This window comes from uncultured Methanobrevibacter sp., assembly GCF_902771435.1.
In the GTDB taxonomy this organism is placed as follows: Archaea; Methanobacteriota; Methanobacteria; order Methanobacteriales; family Methanobacteriaceae; genus Methanocatella.
Map to the genome: position 1 here is coordinate 1 of NZ_CACXXB010000013.1, position 13,772 is coordinate 13,772.

Genomic DNA, 13,772 nt, shown 5'->3' on the forward strand with positions numbered 1-13,772 from the left:
TTATGTCATTTTTCATTATTTCCTTATTGGTAATTGAATCTATTTCAACAATTTCTATTTCTTCAATTTCAGCATCATCACATCTTTTTTGCATGATTTGTCCATCATCAGTATTGACAATTCTTGTTTTAAGATATGGATGTGCTTCAATAGTATCAATAAGTGCTTTCTTAAGCTTTTCAGGTTCAATACTGTTATCAAATCTCACTGCGACTGGCATTGTGTATTTGATTTTTTCAGTTTGCATACATTCGTAATAAATTCCTAATTGGTTTGAAGTCAATGGGAAGTACTCAGTATCCTTTGCACTTTCAATAATCTCATCAACGTCAATGTCTGATTCGATGTTATTGTCAATCTTATATGAAAGTGATTGGACTGTTGGATTGTTGAATAATGAAGTTATGTCAATGTTTACATTGGTTTCATTATAAATCATGGAGTTTAACTTCATTAATGTTAAAGATGTGAATCCGAGAGTATAAAGGTCATCTGTTGTTCCGAATTCAGAAGATCCAATCATTTCAGAGACCATTCTGAATAGTTTTTCTTCTGTTTCATTTTCAGGTTTTACATTTTCCAAATCTAGTTTTGGAGTAGGTAATTTTTTCAGGTCTGTTTTTCCGTTTGGCAGATGTGGAATTTCATCAAGCTGCATAAATACTGTTGGAACCATATATTTGGTTAATTTGTTATGCAGATATCTTTTCAATAGTCTTATGTCAATTTCCTCATCGCTTGTGAAATATGCACACAGGTGGTCGTTATTGTTAATCTCTTTGATTACAACAACAGTCCTTTTAATATTTGGGAATCTGTTGATGTTGGATTCGATTTCTCCGATTTCTATTCTCAGTCCTCTGAGTTTGATTTGGTTGTCGATTCTTCCTTTGATGTCGATTTCACCATTTGGAAGTTCTTTTCCTTGTAGTTGGATGCAATTGTTGCTTCGGTTGGTCCGTAACTGTTGTATACCTTTGCGTTGGTGTATTGTTTGACTCCGTTGAATGCCTTGGCTGAGAATTGTTCTCCACCCATTACAATACATTTTCCACAACCTATCGCATTGCAAAACTCTTCAATTTCAAGATAAGAAAGTAATCTGGATGGTGTGAATTCCATTACTTCCGGTTGGTTTTCTTTGATTAAATTAGTTAAATCAACAACATTTTTTATCTCATTATCATTTGCAAATATGATTTTAATACCGTTTGTTATTCCGGTTAGGATATCTTCAAGGGATGTGTCAAATGCTATTGTTGCAATACTCAATATGCTTGAGTATTCGCATTTTGGATTTTCTGCTGCTTCATTACATGCATTTTCATGACTTATCATTACTCCTTTAGGATTACCTGTTGATCCTGAAGTGTAAATCATGTATGCCAAGTCATCAGGAGTTATTTCAACATTTGGATTGTCAACATTTTCTTCCTTAATTAATTCATTGATGTCCAAGGTGTTTTTAGTTGTTCCATCGGTATTGATTATATAGTCCGCCTCACTATTTTCATAGATATATTTTATTCTTTCAGCAGGATATTCTAAATCTATTGGAATGAATGTGCATCCAGCCTTAAATATTCCAATGATAGTTGCTATGAGGTTGCTGGTCCTTGGAAGCATTACCAGGACATTATTTCCAGGTTCAACACCTTTTTTTATCAATGAATTGGCTATCCTATTACTTTTTTCATTTAATTGTTTGTAAGTTAATGTAGAATCACTTGCAACAAGAGCAATATCGTCAGGTTTTTCAGCGACCTGTCTTTCAAAGCGTCCATGTAAGAAAGGATTATCGATTGGGTCAAATGTAGGTATTCCTTTATCTTCACTTAGTTCTATTTCACCAATAGATAATTTTTCAATATCCGCTTCAATTAATTGATTTATTACATTAACAATGCAATTTAAGAAGGTTTCTATGTAATCTTCACTGTATAACTGGTCATTATATTGGATAAACAATTCAAGATTGTCTTTGGTTTCATTAACATCCAAAGATATTTTATAATTGACTTCAAGTGAATTCAAATACTTGACTTTATAAACTTTATCATCAATTTCAATTTCTTCAGCGTCAAGATTGTTGTATGCATAGAAAAACTCAGGTTTTAATTTAAACTCTTCGGAAATTTTAGTATAAGGATAATCTGAATGGCTAATGGTTTCCATCCAAATATCATTTATAGATTTTAAATATTCTTTAACTGTTAAAGTTCTATCATCGTTTATTGAGACAATAGGAAGTGTTTTAACAAGCAATGTTTGTGTATTGCTGTATAATGAGTTTGATCTTCCATTGAAAATGGTTGTAATCAGTGTTTTATCACTGAATGTGTACTTATTAAGGTTTAATATGGTTGTTGCCATGAACAAAGCATTTGGAGTTATTTTATTTGCGTTACAGAATTCACTAATCAAATCTGGTTTAATATTTTTGGAAACTGATTTTAAAACTCCATCTTCAAAGTTTCCATTCAAATTAGGGGTCAAAACAGTTGAATCAATTTCCTGGGACAGTTTGTCCTGGAAGAATTTTCTGGATGATTCATATTTTTCACTGTTTTCATTTTCAGTTTCAATCAGGCTGTTAATGTAACCATCAATTTCCTCTTTTTCAATTTCAATTCCCTGATAAGCATTAGCAATGTTTGTGAATAACTTATCTAAAGATTCTCCGTCAGAAATTATGTGGTGAACGTCGGAGAATAAAATTGTTTCAGTAGGGGTTGTATAAATTTTAAATCTGAATAATTGGTCATTATGCAAATCAAATGGTTTTAGATTTTCCTTTTCAAGTTCATCGTCTAAAATATCTTCAACACTGACAATCGGAATATCTTCGATAGCTATTGAATCGTCACGTTTTAGCATCACTTTACTTTTTTCTAGAACAATTCTGGTTTTAAGATATGGATATGCTTCAATTGTCTTGATAATGGCTTCTTTTAATCTATTTGCATCAATTTCACTGCCAAATCTTATGACTGACGGAAGATTATATTGTGCAACATCTCCGCTTTGAATACATTCATAATAGATTCCCATTTGATTTTCTGTTAATGGATAATACTCGGTATTATGGGATAATTCAATTATGCTGTCTAAATCAAGCAAATCATTATTTTCAATTTCATTTGCAATGTTTTTTATTGTAGGATCATTCAATAAAGCAATGATGTCTAAATTAACACCCATTTCATCATAAATCCTAGCATTTAATTTCATCAGTGTTAATGAGGTAAATCCAATGGCATATAAATCATCAGTAGTACCGAACTCTTTTGTTTCACTAATGGATGAAGCGATTTCATGCAATCTTATTTCAGTTTCTGTTTCTGGAAGTGTTAATGTTAATCTTAATTGTGGTTCCGGTAGTTTTTTCAAGTCTGTTTTACCGTTTGGTGTTTGTGGCATCTCATCAAGTTGCATAAATACTGTTGGAACCATATAACGAGTTAATTTGTCTTTTAAATACTCTTTCAAATCATTGCTATCAATCTCTTCATCAGCTGTGTAATAAGCACATAAATGGTCATTATTGTTAATTTCTTTAATTACAACAACCGCTTGTTTTATATTAGGATATTGGCTAATGTTTGTTTCAATTTCACCAATTTCGATCCTTAAACCTCTTAATTTAATTTGATTGTCTATTCTTCCTTTGATGTCAATCTCACCATTTGGAAGCTCTATAGCATAGTCTCCACTTCGGTAATATGGAATGTCGTTGATAGTCATGAAAACCTCTGCGGTTTTTTCCGGCATGTTGTAGTATCCTTTACCTACGCCGGTACCACCAATGTATAATTCGCCCATTACTCCATTTGGCACTAGTTTGCCATCAATATCACGAACATCAGTTATATAATTGTCTAAAGGAAATCCTACAGTTATATCATTAATGTCAGTCACTTCTTTGTTGTTTGAAGTGATTGTTGTCTCAGTTGGTCCGTAACTGTTGTATACAATCGCATCGGAGTATTTTCTAAAGTCTTCGTATACTTTGGTTGAAAATTGTTCTCCTCCGAGGAATAAACATTTCAAGCAGCTTATGGCATTACAGAATTCTTCCACTTCAAGGTGTGAAGCCATTCTGGATGGGGTAAAATCAGCCACTTCCGGTTCATGTTCGTTTATTAATTCGGTTAGTTTTGGTATGTTTTTGATTTGTATATCATTTGCAAATATCAGTTTGATTCCATTTCCAAGTGCTGAAAATATGTCATCCATAGCTACGTCAAAAGAAATTGTTGTAATACATAATAAGCTTTTGTATTGTGATTTTGGATTTTGCACTTCGTTACAGATGTTTTCATGTGAAATCATTACTCCTTTTGGATTTCCGGTTGAACCTGATGTATAAATCATGTATGCCAAATCATCAGGAGTAATTTCAACATCTGGGTTTTCAGTATTTTCCTCTTTAAGTAGTTCCTTGATGTTTAATGAATTCTCTTTATCCTCATCTGAAATGATGTAGTCTGCCTGACTGTTTTCGTATATATAGTTGATTCTGTCCTTCGGATATTCCAAATCGATTGGGATGTATGCGCATCCTGCTTTCAATATACCTAATATTGATGCTATTAGGTCGCTGTTTCTGTGAAGCATTACCAGGACATTGCTTTTTGGTTTTACTCCTTTTTTGATTAATGCATTAGCAATTTTGTTTGCTTTTTGGTTAAGTTCATCAGCAGTGAATGTTGCATCTTCGGCTACAAGAGCAATGTTGTCAGGGTTTGCTTTAACCTGCTCTTCAAAGCGTTTGTGGAATATAGGCATTTCAACTTCAGTGAACTCAATATCTTCTTTTTCACTTACAAGAGCAATATCTTCAATGTTTGTTTTCTCGACATCAATATTAACAAATTGGTTTATAATATTTTCAATGCTTGACAGGAATAAATTGATGAAATCTGCTGTGTATAATTCGCTATTGTAAAATAAGGATAATAAAACAGTTTTGTCACTTTCAGCAATGTTTAAATAATTTGAATATTCAATGTCTGATTTTAAATCTTCATTGAAACTGTAGTAAAATTCAGGCTTTAAAAGAAGGGCATCTTTATCAATATATTCATCAAATTCTAAAGTTTCATTATAGATTTCATGAATATTTTCAAGAAATTCCTTAATGGAAATTTTCCTGTTTTCAAATTTAGTGGCGAATGGGACATTATTCTGATTGAAAATTAAAGTTTCATCTGAAAAATTGAATTTATTCAGGGTTAATGTTAAACTTGCCAATAAAAGTTCGTTAATGGAAATTGAATTGGAATTTAAAAATCCGACCAGATCTTCTTTTTTAATTTCATATTCTGATTTAGCAATTATGCCTTTTTCCTTTTCTCTACTTTTATTTGGAGAGATTAAAGTTGTTTCATCAAAATCCGCATAGATTTTTGATAAATGTTCATTGATGGAATTAAATTCTTTGCTCATATATATCAAACCTATATACCTTTTTAACATTATATTGTGTCTGTCAATTTGTTAGCTCTTGATTATTCTTGGAATACTTTTTCATTCATATAGTCTTGTAAACTTTTGAATATTATCTGATTCCTTTTTAACAAATCAACATAGATAATAATATATAAATTTGTTGATTATTCTTTATATTTGTTTTTGAATTTTTTCTTAAATTTTGTTATAGGGAAGTTTGATTATGTATTTTTTTTAAAATTATATTCTAATTCGTTTAATTTTTGTTAATTGTGGAAAATGTATTAAGGTTTAATAATATGCGAAATGCGCAAATTATGAACGAAACCCTGCTGTCTCATTATTAATAAGCTTTATACTATGCGTGTTTTTTAGGTTGTTATCTTTAGGGTAAGTTAGACAAATATAAAAACAATATGCGATATAAAATATAATATTCAATTAGGTGGGGATATTATTTTTAAAATTTCACAGAAAAAATCAACTTTAATTGTTGCGGCAGCATCCCAATTACTCATACAGTTAATTGCCAACATGACTGTTATTGCCCTGCCTGATATAGCTGCTGAATTAAATTTTTCTGCTGAAGCACTTTTGTGGGTAAATATAATCTATATGATGAGTTTTGTAGCTTTCAGTCTGCCTTTTGCTAAAATCATTTCACAGTATGGGGTTAAGAAATCCACAAAAATAAGTCTTTTATTGCTGTTTTTTTCTATTTTAATCTCAATTTTTTCGATAAATGATATCATGTTTCTTTTATCTAGATTAATGCAAGGATTTTCAGCCGCTGTATTGGCCATTAGCTTATATGTTATTATAGTTGAAGAGTTTGAGGATAGTGAAATAGGTTCTGCATTAGGTGTAGTTTCATCAACAGGATATATTGGATTGTTGATTGCTCCGGTAGTTATGGGATTTGCAATTTTTTTATTAAACTGGAAATTTGCATTTTTAATGGTGCTTCCAATAATAGCTGTTCTTTTGATATTATTGAATAGAATTGACTATGAATGGTCTACCGAAAAGAGACCTGTCGACAATAAAGGCTCACTAATTTATGTTGTCATGATGTGTCTATTTACCTATGGGATGACAATACTGGATGAGATTGGAATTGTTTTTGTAGTTGTCAGCTTTATTTTATTCATATTATTAGTTAAAGTTGAAAAAAATGCTCACGAACCAATATTTAATTTCAAGTTGCTTAAGGATGTTAAATATGTGATTGGAAATTATGCTGCTATGGTAACTTATTTCACTGTAACAATTACAATTACTGTACTGGCACTGCATTTGCAATATGTTTTAAATGTTGAAGAGATTATCGTGAGCTTTACTCTTCTTATTGCACCTATTATCATGATAGGGGCATCCGGTTTTTCAGGTAGGCTTTCAAATAGAATAGATTCAAGAATAATATCCGGTGTTGCAATGATGTTCATATGCGCATCATCAACCTTGTTTTTCTTTGTTGATTTTATACCGTTTAATCTTATTCTTGTTGCATGTGCCTTACAGGGAATCGGTAATGGATTGTTTTCAGCTCCAAATAATAAATATGTTTTAACTCTTGTGGATGAGGAAGATTTACCTGATGCAAGTTCAGTTTTATCAACAAGTAAGGAATTCGGTAAAATTTTAAGTTCCGGAATTTTCACAGTCATATTGTCCATTTTCATTGGAAATCAGCAATTGGGACCTGACCACATTGACCATTTGTTTGTTCAGTCAGCTAACTTAATGATGTTTATATGCATATTGTTAAATTTATCTGCAGTAATTTTACTCTTCTACAGTAAATTCAGATATGATTATGCTCCTAATGAGAATACTGTAAGATTCTTTAAACGCATTGCACCGGAATGGGCTAAAAAAAGGGTGTATGACAAATACGACCTTTGATTTTTTGTGGTAAGATACTTTAAAGCATGTTTCAAGTTTTGCATTATCGTGGCTTCAATTTTGTAAACAGTATTGAAAGTCCAATAACAATAACCGAGATAATTGCATCAACTATAATTTTAAATGTGTTCGCATTATTAAATAAATCAGCAAGTCCGAATGCCCAAACACCAATTAAAAGAAGTGGTATTAAATATTTTATTGTTAAAACCCAGGATTTTCCAACTTTAAAAGTTGAAAATTCATTTAGCACAGGCATGACCTTTTCAACGCCATAAAACCATCCGAAAATTATTGCCTGAATGCCAATCAGGACTAATATTCCAAAATTATTTACAAATTCATCAACGATTTCCACTAAATAACTGCTGATTCCTGTTGAATAGATAACCGTAACAATACAGGCAATGATTGTCAGAATTGTAACTCCTTTTTTCCTGCTCCATCCAAATTTATCACACAGGGATGAAAGCAAAGGTTCAAACAGTGCAAAGGAAGATGTAATTCCTGCAAACAATATTGATATAAACAATAATGGAGCTATAATATGTCCAACTACACCCATTGTATTGAATATGTGGGGAAATACAATAAAGATTAATCCGGTACCTTCGCTGATTAATTCACTCATAGGTATTGAAGATGTTAATGACATGTATCCAAGCATTGAAAATACTCCAAAAGCTACGAAAATCTCATATAGTGAGTTTGAAATAACAACAATCAATACTTCGTCAACTAATTTGGTATTTTTAGGCAAATAACTTGCATATGTATATACCATAGCCTGACCGATACTTAAAGTGAATATAGTTTGTCCGAATGCTGCAAGCCAGACATTTATATTAAAAAGTGCAGACCAATCGGGAGTAAGCAGTGTTGTTATTCCTGTACTAAATCCCGGTAATGTAAAGGCATATACGAATATAAAAACCATGAGCATAAATAGCAATGGAATTAAAACTGTTGATAATCTGCCGATTCCTTTATCCACATCCTTGATAGACACAGTCCAAAAGATTCCCCATAATATTAATGTACAAATCAGGGTAGACAGCATTATAGTTGTGGCAGAGGATAAATTTGAACTTCCTCCAACATAGTTTGTAAAAAAGGATGCAGGATCATTTCCCCATCCGAAATTGAAACTATTCAACAGGTATACAAAATCCCATCCTAAAATTATCATATAATAGATTACAACGATGAAAACAAGCAAAACCAACATCCATGCTATAATTTCAAATTCGGGACGGATGCTGTGCATTAGATTGGAAAAACTTTTCTTAAAGCTAAAACCCAATCCATATTCCAAAATTAAAAATGGAATTCCCATAATCAGAATTGCAATAACGTATGGTATGAAAAATGAACCGCCACCATTGGAATATAGCACGTAACTGAAACGCCAGATGTTTCCTATTCCAATAGTCAGACCTATCATTGCCATTATAAATGTGAATACCGAATTCCATTGGGAAGTGTTGTTCATTTTTAAGCACCGTTAATGTTATTTTTTAGTGTATTTAATAAATATTGCACATAATAATTTGGAGTAATCATTTGAATATTGTCATTGTTCAATAAACAACAATCTACATATTTAATTATTTAATGTTTGGTATTAAATAATTATTTATTTATCACATTTGCAAAAATACTTCGTCTACTTTAATTGTTGTGTAGGTTTTAATATTTTCATATTTTCTCCTATCTGCAGGTCATGTAAACATTTTTTTTACCATCAATTTCAAATTTAATATCATGAATATTGTAGTTATCAATGCAAGTCCAAGAAAAAGGGGAAACAGTGCGGAGTTATGTAAAAATGTGGTTGAAGGTGCTGAAAATAACGGTGCTGATGTAATATATTGATCTCTATACTTATGATTTTAAGGGATGCATGAGTTGTTTTGCATGCCATTTAAAGAAAAATAGCGAAAATCCATTATGCTTTTGGAAGGATGATTTAAAGGAAGTTCTTCAATTGTGTCTTGAATCTGATGCAATTGTCATTGGCACTCCAATATACTACGGTTCCATTTCATCATCAGCACAGGCATTTCTGGAAAGATTGCTTTTTGCAGCCGATACATACGTTTTGGATGAGGATGGAAATAGGGTTTCAAAAATCAAAAAGGAAATAAAAACAGCTATGATATACACCATGAACGTTACCAAGGAAATGGATTACTTCAACGGTGAGGACCAACTGGCCATCATGAGAGGATATCTTACAGCCATCTTTGGTGAATGCGAATCATTATATGCCTATGACACCAAACAGTTCAAAAAATATGATCCGTATCTTAATAACATGTTCGATCCCGAGTTAAAAGAACAGAGCAAAGAAGTGCAGTTTCCAAAAGACTGCAAAAAAGCTTATGAGTTGGGTGAAAGGTTATCTAAGTTAAATAATGAATGAAAGGCAATATAAACAGTGGATTTACCACCCACTTAATTGCCTGAGGTCTAGTTTCAATATAATCTGTATGCATCATATCCTGCAATTAGTCTGTAAATGGCTAAAACTATATATTGCATAATTTTGTCTAAATGGAAATATAGGAATATTCCGTTGAGTACAATCAATATTATGAATAAAATAAGACCTCTCATCTTATATCCTTCAATTGCTTGACCTAAGCCAGGAATAAAAAATGAAAGAATTCCATTTATAAGTGCATCGGTTTCCACATTAACACCTCCATAGTCATTGTTATATATTATTTAGGCATGACTAAATATATGTTTCGTTTGCAATGTCTAAAAATAGTTTAATATGGTGACTTTAGAATTAGGTTGCCGATTATTTGTTACAAACTTTATTAAATTAAAAAGGACACATTAATAATTATATTAAAAATATTTCATATATGTTGAAGTATTACTGAATGGATATAAATGCAGTCCGGTGAAACTATGGAATTTAAGAAATTAAATAATAATGAAAAATTGCCCTTTGTAAGTTTTGGAGTTTATGAAATTGAACCTGAAAACACGAAAAATGCCGTTATTAATGCTTTAGAAAGAGGTTATTCTGCTATAGATTGTGCACAGGTATATTATAATGAAAAACAGGTTGGAAAAGCTATAAAAGAATCTGAAATTCCTAGAGAAGAAATTTATTTAACCAGCAAAAATTGGGTTAGCAATTCCGGATATGATAAAACAATAAAAGGTGTTAATAAAACCTTGGAGGATTTACAAACTGATTATATTGATTTGATGCTTATTCATCAACCGTTTGGCGATTATTATGGTTCATACCGAGCATTACAGGATTTGCAAAAAGAAGGAACATTATTGTCTATTGGGGTTTCAAATTTTGTTCCAGCCCGTTTGATTGATCTTGTAATGAATTTTGACATTCTTCCTCAAGTCAATCAGGTTGAAACATCACCATATTTCCAACAGTATGAAGCTAATGAATTCATGAATAAGTTAGATGTGGCCCATCAAAGTTGGGGGCCTCTTTCTGAAGGGATGGATAATCTGTTTGAAAACCCTATTCTTTTAGAAATTGCAGAAAAATATGGAAAAAGCACTGTACAGGTAATATTCAGGTGGTTGGTTGACAGAGACATTCCATTTTCATGCAGATCTTTAAAAACAAAAAGAATGGAAGAAAATATTGATATTTTTGATTTCAAATTAAATGAAAAGGATATTGAAAAAATTAAAGAAATTGATATGGGAAAAAGTCCATTCATAGATTATGATGACCCTGAAACTGCAGAGGAGTTTAATTCTGAGATTGTATGATCTCAGGATTCTCTTTAAATATATTTTTGCGTTTCCAATTACATATGTATTAAATCACCAAAATTTTTGCATATTATTTGCAATAACATATAAAAAACTAAAAAAGAAGAAATTTTGTACAACCAAATCCAATAATTTAAATATAATTTTCATTTAACATAATAATATAAGATATATGGAGGTGAAAATTTTGGACATGAAAAAAGTATTGGTTCTTGGATTGTTACTAGTGGTGGCTGTTTCTGCAATAGCAGCTATCAGTGCAGCCGAAGAGATAACTTTAGAAGGCATTCATTTTAAAATTCCAGATGGATATACAGCAACTGAAAGACAAATGGATGCATCAGAGGCTGGTGATGTGGAAGATATAGACGGCACAGCTGTTGATACCGAAACAACTTCTGAATATAGAAATGCCGCTGGCGATGAATTGGAAATTCAAATAGGTGTAAGAAACAATCAAAAAATTGATTCAATAAACCCTTTAAATGCTCAAAAGAAAAACATCGCAGGTAAAGATGGTTTCCTTATTAAAGAAATGGATGACGGTAAAGACAAATATAAGTTTGAATACTTGCAAGATGGTAAATTAGTTAAAATTACTGGGGTTAGCGAGGATATCATAAGCCAAGTGATTGCATAGATTTTACCATTTTTTTAATTTTTTTGTTTAGGTGTGTTTGGCGAGATATTTGAGTAAATACACAGAATTAACTTTTTTTGCAAGTTTGTCGTAAAAGGAAATGTGTGTAGTTCTAATTTCGGTTACATATGTTCCTTTATTGGCTACGTATTTTTGTGATGTTTTTGCCTAATGTATTTTCGACAATTTTTGACAACTTTTTGTATTAATTGTTATAAAATTATATTTATTTTATCATACGATATTTAATAAAAGTAAGAATAGTTCTAATTGCTTTGTGTGAATAGTATATTGTCGGGTTTTTTGTGAAAAATCGTATGCATACGAACTGTTTTACATGTTTAAAAACGAACAGTTCGTATTTATTTAATTTTTTTATTTGAATATTGTTCATATTTTACAATGAATTATATACAAAATACTTTTTTTAATTTTCAGATATATTTATTAACCTATAAAATGTTAAATATTATTATATGAATGGGGGATATTGTCAATGAGTGAACAAAAACCAATTCAGATTTTCTCAAATACTGATGATAATATTGGAGTAAATGTCATAAAAAGTCCAGTAAAACTTACAATACTAGAAATGCTTAGAGATCATGATATGGAATTTGAAGAAATAGTAAATAATACTGGTAAATCCAAATCTACCGTTTCAGTTCATCTTAAAAGTTTAAGGGAAAGTGGAGTCATTTCATACAGGCTGCATCCCATAGATAACAGGAAAAAAATATTCTATTTAAATTCAAAATATATTGGTTCAGTAGATGTTTCAGAGCCGAAGGAAATTAAAGAAACTCAGACTGATTATTTGATTAAGAATATTGTAGAGGTGGATGCTGAGTTTTCTACATTATTGTTCCATACTTTAAAGGCAATGCTTATTCAGGAGGGAATAAATATTGACCCAATTTTACAGTCAACCGGAAACAGTATAGGAAGGTCCATTTTTGATAAATTATATGATGATGATTTGAATGTTTTCATGGATAATATTGCCGATTTCTGGCAAAGAAAAGGTTTGGGAAGAATCACCTTCAGCATTGGTCAGATTATTAAGGTAACTACCTATGACTGCTTTGAATGTGAATTGCTCCCAAAAACAGGCAAACCAGCATGTTATTTGGATACTGGAATTCTTGAGGGCCTGTTTACAGAGTTTTTCAATCTCCCTGTCAGCGTTATTGAAACCCAATGTTATACTATGGGAGATGAAAAATGCGTATTTGAGATTGAACCTCTTGGCATTAAACCTAATTAGTCCTTTTTGAATTTAATCACTGTTGTAGTCAGGTAAGGTTTTTCATTTGAAAAGCCTTCAATAATCTTTTCATTTTCACGGGTGCAGTTCTGCACAGAATATATTTCTTTTGGTCTTTCCTTTTCTTCTATTGTTTTTTCCAGCTGTGTTGTATTTCTTGATGCTTTCATCAGCACAACAGAATCGCTATATTCAAGAACATGTTCCAGCCTGTCATCTATTTTAGGAACAATAGTTAAAATTTCATTTTGTTCTACTAGCGCTTTGTTTCTGGCTGCAGCACATGCTGTAAATGATGTAATTCCAGGAACGGTTTCGATTTCATAGTTTTCAATCAGTTTCTTTTGAACATATGCATAGGTACTGAATACGGACGGATCGCCGAGTGTAATAAATGCTACATCCCTTCCGCTATCCAGGTATTGTGCAATCATTTCGGATGCGCTATTCCAAATTTTTTCAAGTTCGTCCTTATCTTCAATCATTGGAAAAATAGGAGTAACAAGCATTAATCTTTTATAATCTTCTCTTTCTTCAAGTACGGGTTTGACGATTGACAATGCGATGCTTTCTTTTTCTTTTGAGGATTTCGGTGTAAATACAACTGGCACGGTTTTCAAGATTCTTGCTGCTTTCAATGTTAGTAATTCAGTATCGCCAGGTCCAACACCAATTCCGTACAATTTTCCTTTTTCTGCCATATAATCACTTTTTACATTAATATTTAATTTTGAACAATAG

Annotated in this window: 11 protein-coding genes; 6 read left to right on the forward strand and 5 right to left on the reverse strand. The window is 31.5% G+C overall.

All coding sequences use genetic code 11. From position 1 onward, the window contains the following. Nucleotides 1-676, reverse strand: a 676-nt coding sequence (locus tag QZU83_RS04635; protein WP_366925378.1) for a condensation domain-containing protein, incomplete at its 3' end; no start/stop codon positions are given. A 176-nt stretch (nt 677-852) separates the two neighbouring features. After that, a complete protein-coding gene (locus tag QZU83_RS04640) occupies nt 853-5,448 on the reverse strand; it encodes a non-ribosomal peptide synthetase (RefSeq protein ID WP_295610064.1) in 4,596 nt (1,531 codons plus the stop codon). 537 nt (nt 5,449-5,985) lie between these two features. On the opposite strand from QZU83_RS04640, the gene QZU83_RS04645 reads away from it, so the two are divergent. After that, complete coding sequence (locus QZU83_RS04645) at nt 5,986-7,356, forward strand: MFS transporter (protein WP_295610066.1); 1,371 nt, start codon at nt 5,986-5,988, stop codon at nt 7,354-7,356. A gap of 43 nt (nt 7,357-7,399) precedes the next feature. Here the strand turns inward: QZU83_RS04645 and QZU83_RS04650 are convergent, their stop codons facing one another. After that, nucleotides 7,400-8,848 carry a sodium-dependent transporter gene (locus tag QZU83_RS04650; RefSeq protein WP_295610067.1) on the reverse strand — a complete coding sequence of 483 codons (1,449 nt, stop codon included), beginning with the start codon at nt 8,846-8,848 and terminating at the stop codon, nt 7,400-7,402. Nucleotides 8,849-9,120: 272 nt separating this feature from the next. On the opposite strand from QZU83_RS04650, the gene QZU83_RS04655 reads away from it, so the two are divergent. Together QZU83_RS04655 and QZU83_RS04660 are read left to right on the forward strand one after the other, a co-directional pair. Continuing rightward, entirely contained in the window at nt 9,121-9,231 is a 111-nt protein-coding gene (locus QZU83_RS04655; RefSeq protein ID WP_295610069.1) for an NAD(P)H-dependent oxidoreductase, read from the forward strand. A 28-nt stretch (nt 9,232-9,259) separates the two neighbouring features. Then, complete coding sequence (locus tag QZU83_RS04660; RefSeq protein WP_295610071.1) at nt 9,260-9,781, forward strand: NAD(P)H-dependent oxidoreductase; 522 nt, start codon at nt 9,260-9,262, stop codon at nt 9,779-9,781. A gap of 53 nt (nt 9,782-9,834) precedes the next feature. On the opposite strand, the gene QZU83_RS04665 is transcribed toward QZU83_RS04660, so the two are convergent. Beyond that, on the reverse strand, nt 9,835-10,053 hold the full coding sequence (locus tag QZU83_RS04665; RefSeq protein ID WP_295610072.1) for a hypothetical protein: 219 nt from the start codon (nt 10,051-10,053) through the stop codon (nt 9,835-9,837). 225 nt (nt 10,054-10,278) lie between these two features. Between QZU83_RS04665 and QZU83_RS04670 the strand changes: the two genes are divergently transcribed. The 3 genes from QZU83_RS04670 (at nt 10,279) to QZU83_RS04680 (ending at nt 13,031) form a co-directional block, all read left to right on the forward strand. After that, nucleotides 10,279-11,121 carry an aldo/keto reductase gene (locus QZU83_RS04670; RefSeq protein WP_295610073.1) on the forward strand — a complete coding sequence of 281 codons (843 nt, stop codon included), beginning with the start codon at nt 10,279-10,281 and terminating at the stop codon, nt 11,119-11,121. A 175-nt stretch (nt 11,122-11,296) separates the two neighbouring features. Continuing rightward, complete coding sequence (locus QZU83_RS04675) at nt 11,297-11,764, forward strand: hypothetical protein (protein WP_295610074.1); 468 nt, start codon at nt 11,297-11,299, stop codon at nt 11,762-11,764. A gap of 496 nt (nt 11,765-12,260) precedes the next feature. Then, nucleotides 12,261-13,031 carry a V4R domain-containing protein gene (locus tag QZU83_RS04680; protein WP_295610075.1) on the forward strand — a complete coding sequence of 257 codons (771 nt, stop codon included), beginning with the start codon at nt 12,261-12,263 and terminating at the stop codon, nt 13,029-13,031. Here QZU83_RS04680 and cobI read toward each other — a convergent pair. After that, nucleotides 13,028-13,732 carry a precorrin-2 C(20)-methyltransferase gene (gene cobI, locus QZU83_RS04685; RefSeq protein WP_295610077.1) on the reverse strand — a complete coding sequence of 235 codons (705 nt, stop codon included), beginning with the start codon at nt 13,730-13,732 and terminating at the stop codon, nt 13,028-13,030. The two genes, QZU83_RS04680 and cobI, sit on opposite strands and share 4 nt — an antisense overlap. Nucleotides 13,733-13,772 lie beyond the last annotated feature (40 nt).